A 21,597-nucleotide genomic window follows, 5' to 3' on the forward strand; every position below is an offset into this window, starting at 1 on the left:
CCAAAAGGGCAAAACTAGCGAATCTATGTCTTTATTTTCTAGATAATCTATTATAGAAGAACTAATTCTCTAGTATAATTTTATCAAAATGCAGAAAAACCCTTTAAAGGAAGATATAGGTGTACTATAATAGATAGGGCATAGGAAAAAGAGACTGGGAGGTCAATGGGATTGGTGCGAGATGATAGAGTGAAGGAAGACGGAATTATGGAATCTTTAAGGATTCTTGCTCCAGGGACACCACTGCGGGAGGGCCTGGAAAATATTCTGAAGGCAAAAACCGGGGGCCTGATTGTTGTTGGAGATAATGAGGATGTAATGAATCTGGTAGACGGCGGATTTGCCATCAACATAGATTTTTCTACAGCCTATATCTATGAATTGGCTAAAATGGATGGGGCCATTATTTTAAGTTCTGACGGAAAGAGGATTCTGTATGCCAATACCCAGCTCATTCCCGATCCATCTATACCTTCCTCAGAGACGGGAATTCGTCATAGAACGGCGGAAAGGGTTGCAAGGCAGACAGGGCTTATGGTGCTGTCCATTTCTCAGAGAAGAAATATTATTACCCTTTATAAGGGTTATTCAAAATATGTGCTCCAGGATACCAATAAGGTTTTAACGAAGGCTAATCAAGCCATTCAGACATTGGAAAAATATAAGAAAGTATTGGATCAAGCTATGACCAGCCTGAGTGCATTGGAGTTTGAAGATCTGGTAACCATTCATGATGTGGCTACCGTTCTTCAGCGGACAGAAATGGTTATGAGGATTGTGACAGAAATAGATAAGTACATTTGCGAGCTGGGGAATGAAGGCCGTTTGGTAAACATGCAGCTGGAGGAGCTTTTAGATAATGTGAAGGAAGACGGCAAGTATGTGATTGAAGATTATCGGGTACTTGGAGATGGGCTAGATTATGCCTCTATTACAAGACAAATAAAAAATCTATCTTCAGAAGAACTGCTGGATTTATCGATTATTGGCAAGATTTTGGGCTATAGCGGAGGATTAACACCTCTGTTAGATACTCAGGTATCCCCAAGGGGTTATAGGATTCTCAATAAGATACCGCGGCTCCCCATGTCCATCATACAAAATGTGGTCCTGCATTTTAAGGACTTTCAAAAAATACTTAAGGCCTCCATTGAGGAATTAGATGATGTAGAAGGTATTGGTGAGATTAGGGCCAGAACGATCAAGGAAGGTTTAAGAAGGGTTCAAGAGCAAGTGATTATGGATCGTCACATCCGATAAATAAAATCGTTCAGAATACAAATAAAACAACACCAGAGTTTCCTTGGTGTTGTATATTTTTTGGATGGTTCGAGAGAAAGACCGATGCCTAATAGAGGCTGTACTTGCCTAAGGTGTCGATGTTTTTTAATTGGCTTTTTAAGATGTCATCCAGCTGTAAGTCTAATGTGTTGCATAGAGCTGCCAGATAGAATAGATGGTTTCCCATTTCCTTTTCGATTTTGTCCCTGCATACATCACAAGGGGCGCCATCTATGTGACTACTCATATAACCAGATAATTCTTCGTAAGAAGCATCATCGGGAATGTTTTGCCTCTCAGCACTGATTTTAATGCAGCCGCAGCTGGTAGCTGACTTTACAACAGCGCGATTAACCTTTGCACAGCTTTCCTGATATTTGGTAACCACATCTAATATGCTTTTGTGGCGAACGAGAACCTTTGAGACAGAATCTTGAAATTTGTTGAACGTTGTGGAATCCATTCTTTGAACCACCTTTATACCATATTTTATCTGTTTCACGTCTATTTTAGCATAGAATATTGAAAAGTGAAAGGCTAATCGATAAAATGTTCAGCTAAATCCATTTGCAGTTTTTTCCTTGTATATAAAGCATTGTTGGGAGGATGAAAAACCTGAAATAAAAACAAAAAAGTAAGTTGACAATAAATTCTCTCTGTGATAGAATAATAATTTAAACTTGACAAAACCTATTTTTTCCTATATACTTATAATCAGGCAATGTAATATTTTAGGAGGGTTTGTTAAATGTTTAATATCGGCGATAAAGTTGTTTATCCTATGCATGGAGCGGGTATCATTGAAGCGATAGAGGAAAAAGAGATCCTTGGAAAGAAAAGAAAATATTACATCATGAAAATGCCTTTGGGAGATATGAAGGTCATGATTCCCCTAGATACAGTTGAAGATATAGGAATTAGAGAGATTATTTCTCTTAGTGAAGTAGATCAAGTGATTGCAGTTTTAAGTGATGATATCTCAAAAATGCCAAAGAATTGGAACCGTCGGTATCGGGCAAACATGGATAGGATAAAGAGCGGAGACATCTACGAAGTTGCCGAAGTAGTAAGGAATTTGATGCTGAGGGACCGGGAGAAGGGGTTATCCACAGGGGAACGAAAAATGCTGAGCAATGCAAAACAGATTTTGGTCAGTGAAATCGTCTTAGCAAGAGGAATTGAAGAAAAGGCAGCGGAGGAATTGATAAACGGTGCGGTTCAATAAGGATAGAGCTATGTGAAGCGTCAGTGTGACGCTTCTATTTATGTCAAGGCAAAAGGATCAAAGAGGAAATATAAGGCAAATGTCCTGACTCTTATTATTGAAAACCTATTGAAATACCCGATTATTTAGTTATAAAATAGAATTAGCATGGTTATACTGTTATGATAGGAGGTGAAATATGAATGTTCAATAAAATCATTAGAGGAGCATTAGCCCTAGCAGGTGCTTCAGCAGGATATGCAACCGCTGTATTACTGACGAAGCTTGTAGGCATCCAGCAGCTGGTAGAGGTGCCTGAGATTACACCTATTATGGAATTGATTATATATGGTATGGGTGCATTCGCCGGTGGAATCATATTTTTTATTATTACTCCATGGCTGATGGAGAAAGGCTTAAATTCAGCCAACTGGGTTGAAGGAGAATTACAGAAAATACCGACCACTGACATGGTCATTGGATCTCTAGGACTCATCATAGGCTTGTTTATCGCCTATTTAATAAGCCAACTTTTAATGGGAATACCGATACCATTTTTAGGAACAATCCTATCAGTACTCTTATATATCTTTTTAGGATATCTGGGTGTAAGCATTGCCACAAAGAAGCGGGATGACCTTTGGAACCTTGCAGCCCTCTTTAAGAAAAGCGGAGCAGGCAAGGATAAAGCAGGAGCCAAGAAAGAATACAGAAGTCAGCCTAAAATACTGGATACCAGCGTAATCATTGACGGAAGAATTGCAGATATTACACAAACCGGATTTGTAGAAGGGCCCATTGTAATACCAGAGTTTGTTTTAGAGGAGCTTAGACACATCGCAGATTCGTCTGACAGCCTAAAACGTAACAGAGGGCGTCGGGGGTTAGACATTCTAAATAGAATTCAAAAAGAGCTTCAAGTAGAGGTTCAGATTACTGACAAGGATTTTGAGGATGTAGCAGAGGTGGACATTAAGCTTTTAAAGCTGGCTCAGTTTATGTCAGGAAAAGTAGTGACCAATGATTATAATCTCAATAAGATTGCTGAGCTGCAGGGAGTTCCCGTGCTGAATATTAACGAATTGGCTAATGCAGTAAAACCGGTGGTGCTGCCTGGGGAAGAAATGATTGTTCAGGTAATCAAGGAAGGAAAAGAGTCTGGACAAGGGGTTGCATATCTAGACGATGGCACCATGATAGTAGTAGAAGGTGGAAGGAAACATATTGGCGAAACCATGGGGGTTTTAGTAACCAGCGTACTGCAAACTGCAGCTGGTAGGATGATCTTTGCAAAACCTAAGTCGATGGCTGACAAAACGGCATAATACATTATTATAAGAAGAGCAAACCCGGTTTTTACCGGGTTTTGCTTTTTCTGAAAAGAACATAAAAAAAAGTAGAATAAGTGAACCAAATTGTGTAAAATGGAAAAGGGTCCAATGATCTGTAGGATTCCATAAAAGGAATCATTCATAATTTTTAGTTTTTTTGGATAACCCTATAGTTAAGTATACAAAAAAGGAGTTACGAATAGATGAATTCAGCTATTATACTAGCAGCAGGAAAAGGGGCCCGGATGAAGGCAGAGTTAAATAAGCAGTATCTGGTTTTGAAGGATAAACCTATCATTGCCCATACCCTAACTGTGTTTGAAAACTGTTCACTCATCGATGAAATCATATTGGTAATCAATCCTGAGGAAAAAGAAATATGCAAGAAGAGGATTTTGGAACGGTTTAAATATAAGAAAATAACCCAGCTTGTCAGTGGCGGTTCAGAGCGGCAGGAATCGGTACACAATGGTCTCAATGCTGTGGATCAGAGGGCGGAAATTGTGCTGATACACGATGGAGCACGTCCTTTAGTAACTTCTAAGATCATAGAAAGGTGTGTTCAAGGAGCCAAAGCCTATGGCGCCGTATCCGCAGGCGTACCGATTAAGGAAACCATAAAGATTATGACTAAGGATCGGTTTGTTCAATATACACCTAAACGGGAGGATGTTTGGATTACGCAAACGCCTCAGGCTTTCCGGATTGACATCATCAGGGAGGCCCATGACTTTGCCATTCGTCATGAAGTGCTGGGCACCGATGATGCCATGCTGGTGGAGCATATGGGCGCCAAGGTCAAAATGGTAGAAGGAGACTATGAAAATCTCAAAATTACAACCCCTGAAGATTTAATTGCAGCGGAAGCAATTTTAGGTTATAAACGAAGAATATAATCAAAAAGAGTCAATAATTTCTAATAAAATTATTGACTCTTTTTGATTGCTTCTACAAACCTTGACTTAGACTCTTGATCCTTTCATCCAATAGCTTTGCAGTATTATAGCCCATTACATTCTGCCTATAATTGAGTGCGGCAATCTCGATGATGACAGCCAGGTTTCTGCCGGTACGGACAGGCACAATAATCTCGGGGATTTGGACACCCATGATTTCTCTGTATTGGTAAGCGTCACCAATACGATCGTAGTAGGTTTCTTCATCCCAAGGTTCCAAATGGATAACCATTTCTATAGATTTCTGTAAACGAATGGCTTGCAGACCAAAAAGAGATTTAATATCCAAAATACCGATACCTCTGATTTCCAGCAGGTGTTTCGTCAGCTCTGAGCCTGTACCGACTAGGGTGTCTGGACTCGGCTTTTTGATAACTACATTATCATCTGCAATAAGCAGATGGCCGTTTTTAATAAGGGCTAAGGCAGTTTCACTCTTGCCAATACCGCTTTTTCCTGTGATTAGTACACCTACGCCGAATACATCTAATAAAACTCCGTGATAATTCATGGTTTCTGCTAATTCATGGAGCAGATAGGAGGTGAGATTTACATTCAAAAGAGAAGTAGAGGTATTGGTAGCAAGAAGCCAACGATGATACTTTTTTGAGGCTTTTTGAATCTCAATTGGAACTGTGTTTCCGTGGGTGACAATGACGCAGGGAATCTCGTGGGATAGGAGAGTTTTAGCGGCTTTTGCTTTCTTTGCAGGGGATAGACTTTGAAAATAACTGGTTTCTGCGTTGCCTAATATCTGAATCCTTTTTTGTCCAAAATATCCATAGAATCCGGCTAACTGAAGGCCGCATCGATTTAACTCATTCTCAGTAACCAGTAAATCAGGATCTCCTTCATTGCAGACTGTTAACTGAAACTCTCGAATAATTTCTTGTATGGATACGCCCATATATAAAACCCCTTTCAAATAATCAGTTATTTTATATAAAAAAAGAAAAAAATTATCTAAAGTTTGACATTGTGTTCACAATATTTATGATGGGTTATTCTCAAGATCAGAAATTATGTAAAAATAGAAGTATAGGCAAGATGATTAAATATAAAGAATTATACCCTGAACGGTAAATGTTTTCAACATGGGCTGTCAGGGTTATTTTTTTGAAAATAACGAGAAAAACCGAAACCAGAGAAATTAAGGACTTAAAAATGAAAGATTAAAATAGGATGAATAAGGGTTATTGATTTAAAACATATAACCCCCAAAAAATCATCTATGAGAATCCCAAAATGTTAGTTAATTATTACACAAAGTAAGTTGTGAGGCGGGATTGACTAGTAAAAATATTTAGAATATAATGTCATAAGAAATAATGTGCAATATCAGAACAAATGTAAAAATAAAAGGATGGGAGTATTTGAATGAAAAAAATTCTTGGAGATATTCGTTTGATGGTGAAATGCTGCATCCTATATTATGAAGAGGATTTAGGACAGCAAGAGATTGCCAAACTTTTAGGCATCTCAAGACCTACGGTATCAAGGCTTCTAAAGGAAGCTAAAGAAAGCGGCATTGTAAAAATTGAAATAAATCGGGGCTTCCAATCAGATTATCAGTTGCTTGAGAGAAAACTGGAAAAACACTTGGGCTTAAAAGAAGTAATCATCGTTGAAGATAAACTGGATGCAGCGGTGCAAAAACTTGAGTTAGCAAATGCTGCAGCAAAGTATTTGGAACGTACCATTGCAGATGGAGATGTGGTTGGTGTATCTATGGGGACTACCATTAAAGAAATTGCCCAGTACGTAAAAAATACCAATACTCTTCAAGTGACCTTTGTGCCCCTAATCGGGGGAGTAGGGCAAGTCGGCATCGATATTCATCCAAATCAAATTGTGCTTGAGCTGGCAAAGGCCTTTGGCGGTAAATTTTCTCTGCTGCATGCTCCTGCTGTAATATCCGATATTGGAATTAAGGCTAATTTACAGAAGGAGAAAGGCATTAAGCACATCCTGCAGCATATTCAACAAACGAATATTGCTGTTGTAGGCATCGGTGTACCTACGGACAAAAGATCGACGATGATGGCAACAGGATATTATGATGAACAGGATATGAAGTCACTGAAAGAAAAGAAGGCCGTGGGAGATATCTGTTTGCAGTTTTACGATATTAGGGGAAATACGGAACCCTTTGAGTTTAACGAAAGAGTATTTGGAATTGAAATCGCTCAGCTGAAATCTATTGACAAGGTAATCGGTGTAGCTGGCGGTGAAGAGAAAGCTCAGGCAATCTTAGGCGCTGTACATGGCAAATATATCAACGTTTTGGTAACGAATTACAGCTGCGGCAAAAAGCTCTTAAAATAAGGGAGATGGATTTATGGATAAGATTTTTGTCATTGCTTTTGGATTACTTATATTACAGGGAGTTCTTTCCTTTAATCAGATAAAAAACTATCAGATACGCATCAAAGAACTAAAAAAGAAGGGACTTGTAGGGATCGGGAGAGAAAAAGGCTTGTTGCGAGCTGGGAATATAACGATTTTAGTCTGCAACAAACAGGGGAAGATCATTGCAGCTGAGAAAATGGAAGGCATAACAGTATTTAGCCGTTTTCGAGAAATCGATTCTCTGAAGGGTATGACGCTGCAGCAATTGAAGGAGATATATACCGATAAGAAAAAAAATATAGGAGCTAAAGCGATGCTCCAAGCAATTGACAGCCTGGAAACCGCCACGAAGGTCAACGGACAGGTGCTTTAATCATCCACATAAACCACAATAAAAGAAAGGAGGGTAGAGCTCTTCAGTTTTACAAATCCATAAGGCTAAAGGCAATCAATCATTATGAATGAGAAGGGGGAAAAAGCATGTTAACAACCTTAGCAAATTTGGCTGACAGCTTCATCGGGCTCTTCCGAGAAGGGGGAAATGTTTTTGTTAGCCTTGTAACGGGGATTTTGCCCACACTGATTGTACTAATCACCGCTGTCAATGCACTCATTAAAATTATTGGTGAGGAAAAGGTACATAGGGTTGCTCAGGCAGCTACTAAAAACTTCATTACAAGATATACGGTTTTCCCGGTACTGGCAGTATTTTTCCTAACAAATCCAATGTGTTATTCTTTTGGTAAGTTTTTAGAAGAAAAATATAAACCGGCATTCTATGATGCAGCAGTTTCTTTTGTTCACCCGATTACGGGTCTTTTCCCACATGCCAATGCAGGCGAGCTGTTTGTCTATATGGGAATTGCACAAGGGATTCAGGAACGCGGGTTACCGCTGGGTGATTTAGCGGTAAGATACTTCTTAGCAGGGGTTGTAGTGATCTTCTTAAGAGGGGTTTTAACAGAAAGAATCACTGGCATCATGATGAAACGTGCCGTAAAAAATGCATAGGGAGGGATTAAGATGAGTGATGCTTTGGCAACCTATAGAGCCGTAAAAATTGAAAAGGGCAGCAGCGGATGGGGCGGTCCACTAATCATTCAGCCTACCGCAGTGAGAAATAAGATTGTATCCATTACTGGTGGAGGCGTTGATCCCGTAACACAAAAAATAGCAGAGCTGACAGGAGGGATTCCGGTAGATGGATTCAACACGGGAGTACCTGACAGCGAAATAGCAGTAGTTGTGGTGGACTGTGGCGGAACGGCCAGATGCGGTGTATATCCTAAAAAGAGAATATATACGGTTAACTTGACCTCCGTAGGTGCATCAGGGCCCCTGGCACAATACATAAAAGAAGATATCTATGTTTCCGGTGTAAAGGAAAATAATATCAGCCTTTATGAAGGAAGCGTAGAACTAGAAGAGGAAATCGTTGAAGCGGTTAAGGCAGCACCTTCTAAAGCTGCTTCTGGCGCACCTGCAAAGGGAAATTTCCTTACTAAAATGGGGAAAGGTGTAGGAGGTATAGTCGGCAAACTATATCAAGCGGGAAGAGAAACGGTAGACCAGGTCATTAAAAATGTCATTCCATTCATGGCTTTTGTGAGTATGCTGATTGGTATTATTTTGAAATCAGGGATTGGTGATTGGATTGCCAATACCATATCACCCTATGCAGGGACACTGCTCGGATTGTTAGTGATATCCGTAGTTTGTGCAATACCTGTATTGTCGCCATTGTTAGGGCCTGGAGCGGTAATTGCACAAGTAGTAGGGGTTTTAGTTGGTGTTGAGATTGGAAAGGGGAGCATTCCACCTCAATATGCATTGCCAGCTTTATTTGCTATAAATCCTCAAGTTGGATGCGACTTCATACCTGTAGGCCTTAGCTTGGGAGAAGCTACGCCTGAAACAATCGAAGTCGGGGTTCCTGCAATTCTCATGTCAAGGTTAATTACAGGACCTATCTCCGTACTCATAGCCTATGCATTTAGCATAGGGCTCTATTAGCAGCTAGCTTAGGGGTGTAATGCTCCCTAGGAGTATTATACCCCAAAATTTAGACAAAAACTAAGTATTTTTGCAAATGGGGGATTATATGAAGTATCAATCAACAATAAGTGGTTTAGGGGAGCTAGCCCTAGATTTTGCAGCGGATAATCTATTGATTTTTTTCAATGAAAACGCGCCGGCAGAATTAGCTGAAATCTCTATTCTGCATACAATAGAGGAACTTTCTGAAGATATTGAGGTTGGAGATGTGATTATACTCTCTAACCAGGAATATAGGGTTACTGCTGTTGGCGAAGAGGCAAATAAGACCTTTAGACAAATGGGACATTGTACTTTTAAATTCACGGGAAAGTCAGAGGCAGAACTTCCGGGACATATAGAGCTGCAGGGCAATCGGATGCCTGATATAAAAGTTGGAGATCTATTAATCGTTAAATAGCGGTACGCAAAAGGAAATGGAGTGGTGGATATGTTGGGGATTAACTATAAATTAAAGGCATTGGAGCAACGGGGAGAAAAGATTATGGTAGGCATTGTAGGTGCCGGCCAAATGGGAACAGGTATGGTTAGTCAAATGATGCTGATGAAGGGGGTCAAGCCTGCGGCCCTCATTGACATCAATATTGAGAGTGCAATCAAAGCCTATAAAAATGCAGGGATCAAGGAAGAGGATTATCGGGTCGTCAACAGTTTAAGTGAGGCAAATCAATGGATGGAGCAGGGAAAGTACATTATTTCAGATAATGCAGAAATTGCATCGAAAGCAAACTTAGTAGATGTAACAGTGGATGCCACAGGAGTACCAGAGGTGGGTGCTAAGATAGCCATCGAATCCATTACCAATAAAAAACACATTGTAATGCTCAATGTTGAAACCGATATTGTTATCGGACCACTGTTAAAAAAGCTGGCAGATAATGCAGGAGTAGTATATACAGGATCAGCCGGAGACGAACCGGGTTCAGTGAAAGAATTGTATGATTTTGCCAGTGCCCTTGGATTTGAAGTGAAGGTGATTGGCAAGGGGAAGAATAATCAATTGGATTTTGACGCAAATCCTGATTCCGTGCTGGAGGAGGCAACCCAAAGAGGGGTGAGCCCTAAGATGCTGACCTCCTTTAAGGATGGAACAAAAACAATGGTTGAAATGACAGCAATGTCTAATGCCACAGGATACATACCCGATATCCGAGGAGGACATGGGGCTGTGGGTACCGTTGAAGAGCTGCCTAAATTATTTAGATTAAAGGAAGAAGGCGGTATTCTAAATCAATATGGGGTTGTGGACTTTGTCAATGGGGTTGCACCAGGTGTGTTTGTCATTGTTTCCAGCAGCCTGCCGGAAGTGAATCATGAGATGCAGTACTTGAGCATGGGGCCAGGACCAAACTATGTTCTCTATAGACCCTATCATCTTTGCAGTTTGGAAACGCCATTGTCAGTAGTCCTAGCCGCATTGGATAAACAGCCCACCATCGTTCCGATGAAAGGACCTGTTTCAGAAACAATTACCGTAGCAAAGAAGGATTTGGAAGCCGGGCAGCGGCTGGATGGAATTGGGGGGTATACAGTATACGGAACCATAGAGAGAGCAGACGCAGCCAAAGGGATGGGAGCACTGCCCCTTGGCCTAATAAATAAGAATACTATCCTTAAACAAAGTGTTAAGAAAGGCGATTTAATTACCTACGATATGGTAACGCTAGACCAAGATTCTCTAATTGTTCAGCTGCGAAAGCTGCAGGATACGTTCTTTTAATATAGGAGAGCACAAATTCTTTTCCCAAGGAGGAGGTTTGTGCTCCTAATTTAAAAAAGGGAGTCAAGAATATGTATAAAATGGTTGCAATAGATCTGGACGATACGCTTCTGGATAATGATAATCAAATATCCCGGCAAAACAAGGAAGTCATTGAGCGATTGCTGGATAAGGGGATGATTGTAACAATCATTTCTGGGAGAAGCTATGCTTCAATAAAAAGGTATGTAGATTTATTAAGACTTAAGCACTTATGCGGAAGTTTAAATGGTGCAAGCATTATCCTGCCGGAGAATGATGAAATAGTATACCGGAGGGCCATTCATCATGATATCTGCCGTGAATTAATCATAGAAATCGAGCCTTTAGGGGTTCATATAAATTACTATCATGACAGCAAGGTACTGTCTAGTAAACAAACAAAACAAGCGGAAGCCTACATGCAGCTAACCAATATTGAAATAGATTATGTGTCATCGCTGAAAGAATACAGCCGAGAATATGCTGCAACAAAGATTTTACTGATTGATGACAATGAAAAGCTAGAGCCTATTCGACAAAAAATTTCTCCAAAATTTATTGAAAATGTGAATATCTCCTATTCTAAGCCCATATTCCTGGAAATTTTCAACAAGGATGTCTCTAAAGGCAAAGCGCTACAGTATATTGCAGAGTATTATGGGATTCAACGGGAGGAAATTATTGCAATCGGAGATGGGGAAACAGATATTTCGATGATTGAATATGCCGGCATAGGTATTGCTATGGGAAATAGCAGTCAGAGGGTCAAAGAGAAAGCCAACTACATTGCAGAGACAAATCAACAAAATGGAGTGGCAAAGATTTTAGAAAAGCTTATTTTGAACAGATGAGAGGAAGAGGTGATAGAAATGACAATCAGTAAAGCAACTTTAGAAGAAATGTACAAAAAAATGCTTCATGTACGAAAGTTTGAAGAAAAGGTGGCCTACTTTTTCTCAATGGGAATGGTCCATGGCACTACTCACCTGTATGTGGGGGAAGAAGCTACTGCTGTAGGGGCTTGCAGTGCATTGGAAGAGAAGGATCTGATTACAAGTACCCATCGGGGACATGGTCACTGCATTGGTAAGGGTATTGATTTGAACAAAATGATGGCAGAACTATTGGGTAAAGAGACCGGATATTGCAAAGGTAAAGGAGGATCAATGCATATTGCTGATCTCTCAAGGGGAAACCTGGGAGCTAACGGAGTAGTAGGCGGGGGGATTCCTATTGCAGTAGGGGCAGCATTGACAACGAAAATGAAGAAAATTGATCGCGTGGTGCTATGCTTTTTTGGGGACGGAGCTGCCAATGAAGGAAGCTTTCATGAATCCCTGAATCTGGCTGCCGTATGGAATTTGCCCCTTATTTTTGTTTGTGAAAACAATCTTTACGGCATGTCTGTGTCTACGGCCCAGTCCATGAAAATCCAGAACATTGCTGACCGCGCTGCAGCCTACGGCATTCCAGGAAAGGTTATCGACGGCAACGACGCTGTAGCGGTATACAATACAGTGATGGAAGCCAAGGAATACGTAAAGGAGCATGGGCCTATATTGATTGAAGCCAAGACCTATCGTTGGTCAGGACATTCTAAAAGCGATGCCAATGTTTACCGTAGCAAGGAAGAAATCGCTGAATGGCGGAAAAAGTGTCCTATAGAAGGATTGAAGAAATATATGCTGGAAACGGGAGTTTCTACGATAGAAGAACTGAAACGCATAGAGAAAGAAGCTGTCCAGGAAATTGAACAGGCAGTAGAATTTGCACAAAATAGTCCTTATCCATCACTAGATACAATCATGGACGATGTATATGCGTAAGGAGGGAGAAATCATGAGAGAAATAACCTATGCACAGGCAATCAATGAGGCTATGCGTGAGGAAATGAGAAAAGATGAAAATGTCTTTCTCATGGGTGAGGATGTAGGACTATATGGCGGGGCTTTCGGGGTTTCTGTGGGTATGTTTCAGGAATTTGGTGAGGAGCGGGTAAGAGATACACCTATTTCAGAAGCAGTAATTGCAGGAGCTGCAGCAGGTGCTGCCGTTACTGGCATGAGGCCCATTGCGGAAATAATGTTTAGTGATTTTATGACGATTGCTATGGATCAATTGGTAAATCAAGCGGCAAAAATGCGCTATATGTTTGGCGGAAAGGCTAAGGTTCCTATGGTGATTCGGACTCCCGGGGGTTGTGGTACAGGGGCTGCAGCACAGCATTCTCAAAGTTTGGAGGCGTGGTTCTGTCATGTGCCGGGGCTTAAGGTAGTGATCCCTTCTACGCCTTATGACGCAAAAGGTCTTTTGAAAGCGGCCATACAGGATGACAATCCTGTTGTATTTATAGAACAAAAACTTCTCTATCGAAAGAAGGGGCCTGTACCTGAGGAAGAATATACGATACCTCTTGGTAAAGCAGATATCAAACGCATGGGTAAGGATTTGACGATCATCAGCTATGGAAGGATGATTCCCCCTTGCCTGGAGGTTGCAGAAGAGGTGGCAAAGGAAGGAATTGAAGTAGAGGTTGTAGATCCCAGAACCCTTCTGCCGCTGGATCGGGAAACACTTATTGCATCTGCTATAAAAACCGGAAAAGTACTCATTGTTCATGAAGCTGTAAAAACAGGAGGTTTTGGCGGGGAAATTGCAGCGGTGATTGCGGATAGTGATGCTTTTTTTTATTTGGATGCACCGATTCGAAGACTGGCAGGACTAGATGTACCGATTCCTTACTGTCCGGAATTGGAAAAAAACGTAGTGCCTACCCATGAAACGATTAAAGCGGCCATTTATGAAATGATGGAATGAGGAGGGGGTTCTATTGGCTACCAAGATCATCATGCCTAAGGCCGGTATGGCCATGGAAGCAGGAACCATTGTCAAATGGTTAAAGCAGGAAGGCGAAGTAATAACCATAGGCGAACCACTGCTGGAAATTCATACGGATAAGGTGAATATGGAAGTAGAGGCGCCATCCGACGGAGTCCTTCTTAAAATATTGGGACAAGAGGGGGATATCATTCCTGTAACCCATACGATTGGATATATAGGGGAGCTGGGAGAAACCCTAGGGGAAGAGATGGAAATGGGTGAACAAGGGAATAAGCCATTGGCTGAAACCACAGTGCAGCCGGAACTCCCCCAAGAACGGCCACAGAAGCCAGGGTTTACAAATGCAGAGGGGAAGATCGCTGCGACGCCATTGGCCAGAACCCTTGCAAGGGAAAGGGGAATACACTTAGGAACCTTAAAGGCCACCGGAAAGTACGGAGAGATAAGAGCACGAGATGTTTCTTTGATGCAATCGGCAGCTATAACCCCTTTAGCAAAAAGAATTGCGGAGAAAAACAATATTGATGTAGAAAAAATTCAAGGAAGCGGATATCGGGGAAAAATAAGAAAAGAAGACTTGATTCAAGAGAATGAAGAAATTCCAATGATGGAAATAACAGCAAAACAGGATACCGGTGAAAGAAAGGGGCTCCATAGGAAGCCACTGGCAGGCATGAGAAAAATCATTGCAGAACGTATGCTGTCCAGCCATTTGCAGGCCCCTCCTGTTACATTGAATACGAAGGCAGATGTGACAGCACTGACCGATCTTAAGGAGCAGCTATCGACTCAGGTTTCGTTAAAAGTATCCTACAATGATTTTGTTATAAAAGCAGTTGCCTTAGCTCTCCAAGAATACCCTAATATCAATGTTCGGATAGCCGAAGAAGAGATCTTATACAGAAAAGAAATCCATATCGGCATGGCCGTTGCACTGGAAGATGGATTGATTGTACCTGTCATCAAAGATGCAGATAAGCTCACCATTAGGGAACTGGCAGGGAAAACAAAAGAACTGGCTGGAAGAGGCCGGGAAGGCAAATTATTGCCTAGTGAAATAGAGAATGGAAGCTTTACTGTCAGCAATCTGGGTATGTATGATATTCTTTCCTTTACACCCATCATCAATCAGCCTGAAAGCGCAATTTTGGGCGTATGTGCCATCGAGGAAGAATTAAAAATGATGGAGGGAAAAATCGAGAACAGGAAGATGATGGGATTGAGCTTAACTGTCGACCACCGTGTCATAGACGGGGCACAGGGGGCCATTTTCCTAAAACGCATTAAAACTCTTTTAGAAAACCCTTTAGGGATTTTGCTGTAAAATGTGAAACAAATCTGGGAAAGAGGAGTGGGGAAAATGGTGACGGATGTAACAATGTCAAAGGAAGGAATGGACGGGGAAAATGACGTTTTTGATGTTATTGTAATTGGGGGAGGGCCTGCGGGTTATGTTGCAGCAATTAAAGCAGCCCAGTTAGGGGGAAAAGCTGCACTCATTGAGAAGGATACCCTCGGTGGTACTTGCTTAAATAGAGGATGTATCCCCACTAAGACCTACTTAAAGAACGCAGAGATTATGGAACAAATCCAACAGGCAGTCAAAAGGGGAATTATGATCGAAAACCCCACTGTACAGATTGATATGTACAAGGCGGCAGCGTACAAGAATAGCGTGGTAACTGCGCTGACCTCTGGAATTGAGGGGCTGCTCGAGACTTACGGAATATCTATGTATAAAGGTGTTGGAAAGCTGCTGGAGAACAGAGAGGTTTTAGTAGATAATAGGGTTCTTTTGAAAGGAAAGAAAATTATTCTGGCTACCGGATCAAAACCTATGGAACTGAGTAGATTGAAAAAAGAAGGTATAGAATTGCTTGACAGCGATAAAATCTTAGATTTGAAAGAGGTGCCAAAGCGTTTAGCCATCATTGGCGGCGGTGTGATTGGTGTGGAAATGGCCATGATTTATCGTGCCTATGGAAGTAAGGTGACAATGATAGAAATGGCCGATGCTATTCTGCCTAAAATGGATAAAGATATCTCTTCAACCCTCTTGAAGGTCTTCAAAAAAAAGGGCATCAAGGTGATTGCTTCAGCACAAGTGGAAGATATTGAGAAAAATGAGGAAGGGCTGATTTTACGTCTGGGAGAGAAGGGAGAAGTTCAAGCCGATGAGGTCTTGGTTTCGGTAGGAAGAATGGCAGACTTGGATGCAGTTTCCCATATTCCATTAGAACTGGAAGCGGGCAGGGTTTGGGTAAACGAATATATGGAAACCAGTGTTTCGGGTATTTATGCCCCAGGAGATGTCAATGGAAGAAATATGCTGGCCCACGCTGCCTTTAAGATGGGCGAAGTGGCAGCAGAGAATGCCATGGGACATAGGGTTGCTCTGAATTTGAATATGGTGCCGAGCTGTGTCTATACAACGCCTGAAATTGCAGCCGTAGGGCTGACGGAAGAGGAAGCCCGTAAAAAATATGATATTCTCATTGGAAAGTTTTTTTTCGGGGCTAATGGAAGGGCACTGGCATCCGGTGAGAAAGTCGGGTTTGTAAAAGTCATTGCAGATAAAGCCTATGGAGAGATTCTAGGGGTACATATCTTAGGCCCTGGTGCAACTGAGATCATTAATGAAGCTGCTGCACTGATGGATATGCAGATTACTGTATATGAAGCGTCGCAGATTATTCATGGGCATCCAACCTATTCAGAGGCATTTATGGAGGCCTGCGCAGATTGTATTGGGAAATCGATACATCTGCCACCTAAAATATAGTTACTAGGAGGAATTCTTATGTACAGCAAAGTAGTTATCGTGACAAATAAAACAGGATTGCATGCCAGACCTGCATCTGAGTTTACGAAAAAAGCTTCCAGTTTTAAAGCCGATATAACGATTGCCTATAAAGATAGAAAAATCAATGGAAAAAGTATTGTAGGGGTGTTATCTGCAGGAATCACCTGTGGCAGCGAAATCCTCATAGCAGCCGAGGGAGAGGATGAACAGCTGGCGGTGGACTCTTTAGCAGCACTAATTCACACAAATTTTGGAGAATAGGAAAGATATGACAGTCTATGAATAATATTATCCTTATATTGCATTTTTTCTAAGGCAATATTTTTAAAAATAAATCATAACAGGAATGCAATAAAATTACTATTCAAATGGGAGAATATAGAATATGATAGTAATATAATCGGATTTAGCCGTCAAAACTATGATAGGGCAGTGAACAGATACTCTTAGGAATGAGGTGTTTGTATGAATATTACAAAAATGCAGGCCGATCTTTATTGCATAAACTGTAATAAAAATACCCTCCATGAAGTGGTGTATCTTGGAGAAAGTATCGAGAAAATTTCTTGTATCGAATGTGAGACTTCTCTTGAAATCGACGAGAAGTTAGTGCTGTCAACTTATGCTGCAGACATATTAAGCAGAGTCACCAGCAAGCCGGAACGGATGAATAAGGAAATGCGGGACGATCTGTCAAAGTTTCTATGCTCTATTCCGATTCGCGTGGTTACAAAACCCTATCGTATGATAAAAGAGTTTAAAATTCTTAAGGATATGACGGGAGAAAAAAAGGAATAGCTTGCTTTGCAGCTAAAAAGACAACCTATAGGAAAAAATGACAGGGGGGACTGCTGATGATTAGAGTGGGAAGTGGATTCGATGTACACCAATTGGTAGAGGGCAAAAAACTGATTTTAGGTGGAGTGGAGATTCCTTTTGAAAAGGGGCTTTTGGGACATTCTGACGCCGATGTATTGCTCCATGCGGTAAAGGATGCCTTGTTAGGGGCAGCGGCACTAGGAGATATTGGACGACATTTTCCAGACAGCGATGAAAGGTATCGGGGTATATCCAGCCTCAAGCTTTTGCGGGAGGTCAAGATTAAACTTGATGAAAAAGGATTTCGGGTAAACAATTTGGATGCTACCATCATCGCTCAAGCACCAAGGATGGCGCCTTTTATAGAGGCTATGCGTGAAAACATTGCCCAAACACTGGGAATTCCTCTAGAAGATATTAACATAAAGGCAACAACTACAGAAAAACTAGGCTTCACCGGTCGAGGGGAAGGAATTGCAGCCCAAGCTGTTGCAACAATTCTTTCTATCTCAGATCGGGATTAGAAAGCGAATAAAGCGTTGACAATCTAAGATGAATTGGTTAAGATATATTTAAATCTAATAATTAAAGACGAAGATGGGGACTAGTAGAAGGTTAAACCCTGGTAGAGAGCAGAATCCCGCGGCTGAAAGGATCTGCAGGAAGCACCTTGCGAACCCACCCCGGAGTTTTGGACTGAAGCGAGTAAGTCTTAACGGTATTGGCCCGTTACAGCCGAGTAAAGAGGATCTTCTAAAGAAGATTAATTAGAGTGGTACCGCGGAAAATAAACCTTTCGTCTCTACAATGCTGTGGAGAAGAGAGGTTTTTTGTTTTGTGTATATTTCGTAGCCTTAGAATACTTGTGAAAGGTAAAGTTTAACCTCATATAAAGAGAAAGGAGAAAGCGTATGGCAAAAAAAGAAAAGGAGTTTGTTCAAGATATCACCCCTATGGAAGTAGATTTTCCACAATGGTATACCGATGTAATCTTAAAAACGGATTTGGTGGATTATTCACCGGTAAGAGGATTTATGGTAATCAAGCCCTATGGCTATGCTATTTGGGAGAATATCCAAAAATATATGGATAAGCGGTTTAAGGATACAGGACATAAAAACTGTTATTTTCCACTGCTGATTCCAGAAAGTTTGCTAAAGAAAGAGGAAGAGCATGTGGAGGGCTTTGCGCCAGAGGTGGCTTGGGTTACCCATGGAGGTAAAGAGGAACTCCCAGAAAGACTATGTGTTCGCCCCACTTCCGAAACGATTATCTGTTCCATGTATGCAAAATGGTTAAAATCCTATAGAGAACTGCCCTATCTATATAATCAATGGTGCAGCGTGGTAAGATGGGAGAAAACCACAAGACCCTTCTTAAGAACTTCTGAGTTCCTATGGCAAGAGGGACATACATTGCATGAAACCTATGATGAAGCTCAGGCGGAAACCTTACAAATGCTGCAGATCTATAAGGAAACCGCAGAGGACCTGATGGCTATACCAGTAGTAACAGGGAGAAAGAGCGACAAGGAAAAGTTTGCTGGTGCCTATGCTACTTATACCATGGAAGCCTTAATGCATGACGGAAAAGCCCTGCAGGCAGGAACCTCCCATAACCTGGGACAGCACTTTACAAAGGCATTTGAAATTACTTTCTTAGATAGGAATGGAGAAATCCAGAACCCATATCATACTTCATGGGGTGTTTCTACAAGATTAATCGGCGGCATCATCATGGTTCATGGAGATAACCGAGGACTGGTACTGCCTCCTAGAGTGGCACCCATCCAGGTAGTTATGATTCCGATTGCCCAGCATAAAGAAGGGGTTTTAGATAAAGTTTATGAATTAAAGAAAGCCCTAGGGGATGAAATTCGCATCGAAATTGACGACAGCGAAAACTATTCACCTGGCTGGAAGTTTAATGAGTGGGAAATGAAAGGTGTACCGATCCGGATTGAAGTAGGACCTAGAGATATTGAAAACAATCAGGTAGTTATCTTCAGAAGAGATACTTTAGAAAAGCAGTCTGTTTCTATGGACGGATTAAAGGAAACTGTAGAAAAGCTCCTGGACGATATCCACGAAAGCCTGCTTGAGAAGGCAAGAAAGCTTCGGAATGAGAAGACCTACTATATTACAGACTTTGAAGACTTTGCAAAGAAAATGGAAACTGCTCCTGGCTTTGCTAAGGGAATGTGGTGTGGCAGCAGGGAATGTGAAGACAACATTAAGGCAAAAACCAGTGCTACTATCCGGTGCATTCCTTTTGAACAGGAGGATCTGGGAGATAAGTGTCATTTCTGCGGCCAGGAAGCAAAGCATATGGTTTATGTGGCAAAAGCATACTAGTCTATCCAAAGGAGACAGCGAGCAATCGCTGTCTTTAGATTGTTGGTAAAGGATATTTCTTAGAAACCCCTCATAAGCTTCCGAACAGCGACTTTGACGAGGTTACTTTTTTCAACTGCTTTGTTCAGTAAAAGTGGCCTCGTCACGGAGTCGAGAGGATCTTATGAGGGGTTTCTCGGTAAGTGCAGGCAATAAAGGATGGCTGTTTTGTTTTTCTGCTAAGCATGTGACAAATTTCTTGATTGGAAAAAATTTTTGGGGTATAATAAGCTAATATACTGGAAATAGTTGAAAAAACGAACTTGTTTTCAATACATAGACTTACATTGAGCATAGGGAGGTAAAAGGATGTCAATAAAAACCAGATTTGCCCCGAGTCCTACGGGATTTGTTCATATTGGAAGCTTGAGAACTGCACTGTACAATTACTTGTTTGCAAAGAAGCATGGCGGAAAGTATCTCTTGAGAATAGAAGATACAGATCAAACCCGTTATGTAGAGGGTGCAGTAGAAGGGATGATTCGGGCACTGTCTTGGGCAGGAGTCAATCACGATGAAGGTGCTGTAATTGAAGGGGATCACATCGTGCAAAAAGGAGAAAAAGGTCCCTATATACAATCAGAGCGTTTAGATATATATCAAAAATATATTCAGCAGCTGCTGGAAAGCGGACATGCCTATTACTGCTTCTGCTCTAAGGAGAGAATCGATGCGGTACGTGAGGCACAGAAAGAAAAGGGGCTGATGGCGAAATACGACGGCCTGTGTAGAGGGATTTCCTTGGAAGAGGCTAGGGAAAGAGCAGCGAAGGGTGAACCCCATGTCATCCGTCTAAAACTGCCCCCTAATCGAGATATTCATTTCCATGACATTGTCAGAGGACATGTGACCGTAAATACTGAGGATATGGATGATCAGGTGCTGATGAAGTCTGATGGCTTCCCAACCTATCACTTTGCAGTAGTTGTAGACGATCACCTGATGGAAATCACCCACGTAATCAGAGGTGAGGAATGGCTGCCTTCTACGCCGAAGCATGTATTTACCTATGAGGCCTTTGGATGGGAAGCGCCGCAGTTTGTACATCTGCCCAACATCTTAAATGCAGATAAAAAGAAATTGAGCAAGCGGCAGGGAGATGTAGCCGTAGAGGACTTCATAAGAAAAGGCTACTTGCCGGAGGGCTTAGTGAACTACATTGCCCTAGTAGGCTGGAGTCCGGAGGAGAATAAGGAAATCTTCTCAATGGAAGAGCTGATCGAGCAATTTTCCCTAGAGCGGGTATCTAAGAGCGGCGGGGTTTTCGATACCGACAAGCTAAATTATATCAATGCCCATTATATCAAAGAAAGCAGCGACCAACGGATTACAGATTTGGCCATACCTCATTTAATCCAGGCGGGATATATTACTGAGGCAGAGGCTGATGAAAAGTATCCGTGGCTGGTAGACATGGTAAGGGTGCTGAAAGGATATCTTTCTTATGTAGGAGAGATTGTAAATAAGGTGGATTTATTCTTTAAAACCGAAATCCAACCAGAAGATCACGAGGCGGAAGAACTTTTAAAACTGGAACATGTGCCGCAGCTGGTAGAAGTCTTTAAGCAAAAGGTATTGGCTGCTGAAGTGATCGATGAGGAGTTTGGCAAGCAGGTTTTCAAAGAGATTCAGAAGGAAAAAGGTATCAAGGGACAGAACCTCTTCCGTCCGATACGGGTTGTGTTAACCGGAAGCGCCCATGGACCGGATATGCCGTTAATTATAAAAGTTTTAGGGAAACAAAATATTCTTTCCCGCATAGAATATGTAAAAGAACATCTACTATAAACAAAGCGAAAGACATGGAACAGGAGAGTAAGTAAA

22 protein-coding genes and 2 other annotated features (1 of these 24 only partly in view) are annotated in these 21,597 nt (G+C 41.5%); of the genes, 20 read left to right on the forward strand and 2 right to left on the reverse strand.

Features of this window, described 5'->3' with window-relative positions; genetic code table 11:
- Positions 1 to 171 precede the first annotated feature (171 nt).
- Complete coding sequence (gene disA, locus BUB56_RS09435) at positions 172 to 1,260, forward strand: DNA integrity scanning diadenylate cyclase DisA (protein ID WP_408606951.1); 1,089 nt, start codon at positions 172 to 174, stop codon at positions 1,258 to 1,260.
- Positions 1,261 to 1,348: 88 nt separating this feature from the next.
- On the opposite strand, the gene BUB56_RS09440 is transcribed toward disA, so the two are convergent.
- The gene (locus tag BUB56_RS09440) at positions 1,349 to 1,744 is read right to left on the reverse strand and encodes a nucleoside triphosphate pyrophosphohydrolase family protein (protein WP_110941069.1); all 396 of its coding nucleotides are present in this window, start codon (positions 1,742 to 1,744) and stop codon (positions 1,349 to 1,351) included.
- A gap of 285 nt (positions 1,745 to 2,029) precedes the next feature.
- Between BUB56_RS09440 and BUB56_RS09445 the strand changes: the two genes are divergently transcribed.
- From BUB56_RS09445 to ispD, 3 genes are all read left to right on the forward strand, one after another.
- Positions 2,030 to 2,506 (forward strand): CarD family transcriptional regulator, encoded by a 477-nt coding sequence (locus BUB56_RS09445; RefSeq protein ID WP_110941070.1) that lies wholly within the window; start codon positions 2,030 to 2,032, stop codon positions 2,504 to 2,506.
- Between the two features lie 182 nt (positions 2,507 to 2,688).
- Positions 2,689 to 3,810 carry a PIN/TRAM domain-containing protein gene (locus tag BUB56_RS09450; protein WP_110941071.1) on the forward strand — a complete coding sequence of 374 codons (1,122 nt, stop codon included), beginning with the start codon at positions 2,689 to 2,691 and terminating at the stop codon, positions 3,808 to 3,810.
- Positions 3,811 to 4,019: 209 nt separating this feature from the next.
- Entirely contained in the window at positions 4,020 to 4,712 is a 693-nt protein-coding gene (gene ispD / locus BUB56_RS09455; protein ID WP_110941072.1) for a 2-C-methyl-D-erythritol 4-phosphate cytidylyltransferase, read from the forward strand.
- A gap of 52 nt (positions 4,713 to 4,764) precedes the next feature.
- Here the strand turns inward: ispD and hprK are convergent, their stop codons facing one another.
- Entirely contained in the window at positions 4,765 to 5,679 is a 915-nt protein-coding gene (gene hprK / locus BUB56_RS09460) for an HPr(Ser) kinase/phosphatase (protein ID WP_110941073.1), read from the reverse strand.
- Between the two features lie 470 nt (positions 5,680 to 6,149).
- Here hprK and BUB56_RS09465 point away from each other — a divergent pair, with 470 nt between their 5' ends.
- The 16 genes from BUB56_RS09465 to gltX all read left to right on the forward strand — a co-directional run bounded on the left by BUB56_RS09465 (position 6,150) and on the right by gltX (position 21,561).
- Positions 6,150 to 7,097 (forward strand): sugar-binding transcriptional regulator, encoded by a 948-nt coding sequence (locus tag BUB56_RS09465; protein WP_110941074.1) that lies wholly within the window; start codon positions 6,150 to 6,152, stop codon positions 7,095 to 7,097.
- A 13-nt stretch (positions 7,098 to 7,110) separates the two neighbouring features.
- Complete coding sequence (locus BUB56_RS09470) at positions 7,111 to 7,494, forward strand: transcriptional regulator GutM (protein WP_110941075.1); 384 nt, start codon at positions 7,111 to 7,113, stop codon at positions 7,492 to 7,494.
- Positions 7,495 to 7,601: 107 nt separating this feature from the next.
- Positions 7,602 to 8,132, forward strand: a complete 531-nt coding sequence (gene srlA / locus BUB56_RS09475; RefSeq protein ID WP_110941076.1) for a PTS glucitol/sorbitol transporter subunit IIC — start codon at positions 7,602 to 7,604, stop codon at positions 8,130 to 8,132.
- 12 nt (positions 8,133 to 8,144) lie between these two features.
- Positions 8,145 to 9,134 (forward strand): PTS glucitol/sorbitol transporter subunit IIB, encoded by a 990-nt coding sequence (srlE, locus tag BUB56_RS09480; protein WP_110941077.1) that lies wholly within the window; start codon positions 8,145 to 8,147, stop codon positions 9,132 to 9,134.
- A gap of 88 nt (positions 9,135 to 9,222) precedes the next feature.
- A complete protein-coding gene (locus BUB56_RS09485) occupies positions 9,223 to 9,576 on the forward strand; it encodes a PTS glucitol/sorbitol transporter subunit IIA (RefSeq protein ID WP_110941078.1) in 354 nt (117 codons plus the stop codon).
- 30 nt (positions 9,577 to 9,606) lie between these two features.
- On the forward strand, positions 9,607 to 10,896 hold the full coding sequence (locus BUB56_RS09490) for an NAD(P)H-dependent oxidoreductase (protein WP_110941079.1): 1,290 nt from the start codon (positions 9,607 to 9,609) through the stop codon (positions 10,894 to 10,896).
- Positions 10,897 to 10,967: 71 nt separating this feature from the next.
- Positions 10,968 to 11,768, forward strand: coding sequence for a Cof-type HAD-IIB family hydrolase (locus tag BUB56_RS09495; protein ID WP_110941080.1), 801 nt, complete (start codon positions 10,968 to 10,970; stop codon positions 11,766 to 11,768).
- A gap of 18 nt (positions 11,769 to 11,786) precedes the next feature.
- A complete protein-coding gene (locus BUB56_RS09500; RefSeq protein ID WP_110941081.1) occupies positions 11,787 to 12,743 on the forward strand; it encodes a thiamine pyrophosphate-dependent dehydrogenase E1 component subunit alpha in 957 nt (318 codons plus the stop codon).
- A 13-nt stretch (positions 12,744 to 12,756) separates the two neighbouring features.
- Entirely contained in the window at positions 12,757 to 13,734 is a 978-nt protein-coding gene (locus BUB56_RS09505) for an alpha-ketoacid dehydrogenase subunit beta (RefSeq protein ID WP_110941082.1), read from the forward strand.
- Between the two features lie 13 nt (positions 13,735 to 13,747).
- Complete coding sequence (locus tag BUB56_RS09510) at positions 13,748 to 15,082, forward strand: dihydrolipoamide acetyltransferase family protein (protein WP_110941083.1); 1,335 nt, start codon at positions 13,748 to 13,750, stop codon at positions 15,080 to 15,082.
- Between the two features lie 36 nt (positions 15,083 to 15,118).
- Positions 15,119 to 16,540, forward strand: coding sequence for a dihydrolipoyl dehydrogenase (gene lpdA / locus BUB56_RS09515; protein WP_110941084.1), 1,422 nt, complete (start codon positions 15,119 to 15,121; stop codon positions 16,538 to 16,540).
- Between the two features lie 18 nt (positions 16,541 to 16,558).
- Positions 16,559 to 16,822 (forward strand): HPr family phosphocarrier protein, encoded by a 264-nt coding sequence (locus tag BUB56_RS09520; RefSeq protein WP_110941085.1) that lies wholly within the window; start codon positions 16,559 to 16,561, stop codon positions 16,820 to 16,822.
- A gap of 204 nt (positions 16,823 to 17,026) precedes the next feature.
- Positions 17,027 to 17,359 carry a bh protein gene (locus BUB56_RS09525; protein WP_110941086.1) on the forward strand — a complete coding sequence of 111 codons (333 nt, stop codon included), beginning with the start codon at positions 17,027 to 17,029 and terminating at the stop codon, positions 17,357 to 17,359.
- Between the two features lie 59 nt (positions 17,360 to 17,418).
- On the forward strand, positions 17,419 to 17,904 hold the full coding sequence (gene ispF, locus BUB56_RS09530) for a 2-C-methyl-D-erythritol 2,4-cyclodiphosphate synthase (RefSeq protein ID WP_110941096.1): 486 nt from the start codon (positions 17,419 to 17,421) through the stop codon (positions 17,902 to 17,904).
- Between the two features lie 61 nt (positions 17,905 to 17,965).
- Positions 17,966 to 18,187, forward strand: a binding site (T-box leader).
- Between the two features lie 104 nt (positions 18,188 to 18,291).
- Positions 18,292 to 19,734 carry a proline--tRNA ligase gene (gene proS / locus BUB56_RS09535; RefSeq protein ID WP_110941087.1) on the forward strand — a complete coding sequence of 481 codons (1,443 nt, stop codon included), beginning with the start codon at positions 18,292 to 18,294 and terminating at the stop codon, positions 19,732 to 19,734.
- Positions 19,735 to 20,082: 348 nt separating this feature from the next.
- Positions 20,083 to 21,561, forward strand: coding sequence for a glutamate--tRNA ligase (gene gltX, locus BUB56_RS09540; RefSeq protein WP_110941088.1), 1,479 nt, complete (start codon positions 20,083 to 20,085; stop codon positions 21,559 to 21,561).
- Between the two features lie 6 nt (positions 21,562 to 21,567).
- Positions 21,568 to 21,597, forward strand: a binding site (T-box leader) (it continues 183 nt past the right edge of the window).

Origin of the sequence: Geosporobacter subterraneus DSM 17957, from assembly GCF_900142145.1 — a bacterium.
Classification (GTDB): Bacteria; Bacillota; Clostridia; order Peptostreptococcales; family Thermotaleaceae; genus Geosporobacter; species Geosporobacter subterraneus.

Bases quoted from the DNA above. Each gene is read 5' to 3' on its own strand.
- BUB56_RS09495 (WP_110941080.1), top strand. From the start codon at position 10,968: ATGTATAAAATGGTTGCAATAGATCTGGACGATACGCTTCTGGATAAT.
- BUB56_RS09440 (WP_110941069.1), bottom strand. From the start codon at position 1,744: ATGGATTCCACAACGTTCAACAAATTTCAAGATTCTGTCTCAAAGGTT.
- hprK (WP_110941073.1), bottom strand. From the start codon at position 5,679: ATGGGCGTATCCATACAAGAAATTATTCGAGAGTTTCAGTTAACAGTC.
- srlE (WP_110941077.1), top strand. From the start codon at position 8,145: ATGAGTGATGCTTTGGCAACCTATAGAGCCGTAAAAATTGAAAAGGGC.
- gltX (WP_110941088.1), top strand. From the start codon at position 20,083: ATGTCAATAAAAACCAGATTTGCCCCGAGTCCTACGGGATTTGTTCAT.
- BUB56_RS09445 (WP_110941070.1), top strand. From the start codon at position 2,030: ATGTTTAATATCGGCGATAAAGTTGTTTATCCTATGCATGGAGCGGGT.
- BUB56_RS09525 (WP_110941086.1), top strand. From the start codon at position 17,027: ATGAATATTACAAAAATGCAGGCCGATCTTTATTGCATAAACTGTAAT.
- BUB56_RS09465 (WP_110941074.1), top strand. From the start codon at position 6,150: ATGAAAAAAATTCTTGGAGATATTCGTTTGATGGTGAAATGCTGCATC.
- BUB56_RS09450 (WP_110941071.1), top strand. From the start codon at position 2,689: ATGTTCAATAAAATCATTAGAGGAGCATTAGCCCTAGCAGGTGCTTCA.
- ispD (WP_110941072.1), top strand. From the start codon at position 4,020: ATGAATTCAGCTATTATACTAGCAGCAGGAAAAGGGGCCCGGATGAAG.
- BUB56_RS09470 (WP_110941075.1), top strand. From the start codon at position 7,111: ATGGATAAGATTTTTGTCATTGCTTTTGGATTACTTATATTACAGGGA.
- proS (WP_110941087.1), top strand. From the start codon at position 18,292: ATGGCAAAAAAAGAAAAGGAGTTTGTTCAAGATATCACCCCTATGGAA.
- BUB56_RS09490 (WP_110941079.1), top strand. From the start codon at position 9,607: ATGTTGGGGATTAACTATAAATTAAAGGCATTGGAGCAACGGGGAGAA.
- BUB56_RS09505 (WP_110941082.1), top strand. From the start codon at position 12,757: ATGAGAGAAATAACCTATGCACAGGCAATCAATGAGGCTATGCGTGAG.
- BUB56_RS09485 (WP_110941078.1), top strand. From the start codon at position 9,223: ATGAAGTATCAATCAACAATAAGTGGTTTAGGGGAGCTAGCCCTAGAT.
- BUB56_RS09520 (WP_110941085.1), top strand. From the start codon at position 16,559: ATGTACAGCAAAGTAGTTATCGTGACAAATAAAACAGGATTGCATGCC.
- lpdA (WP_110941084.1), top strand. From the start codon at position 15,119: ATGGTGACGGATGTAACAATGTCAAAGGAAGGAATGGACGGGGAAAAT.
- BUB56_RS09500 (WP_110941081.1), top strand. From the start codon at position 11,787: ATGACAATCAGTAAAGCAACTTTAGAAGAAATGTACAAAAAAATGCTT.
- srlA (WP_110941076.1), top strand. From the start codon at position 7,602: ATGTTAACAACCTTAGCAAATTTGGCTGACAGCTTCATCGGGCTCTTC.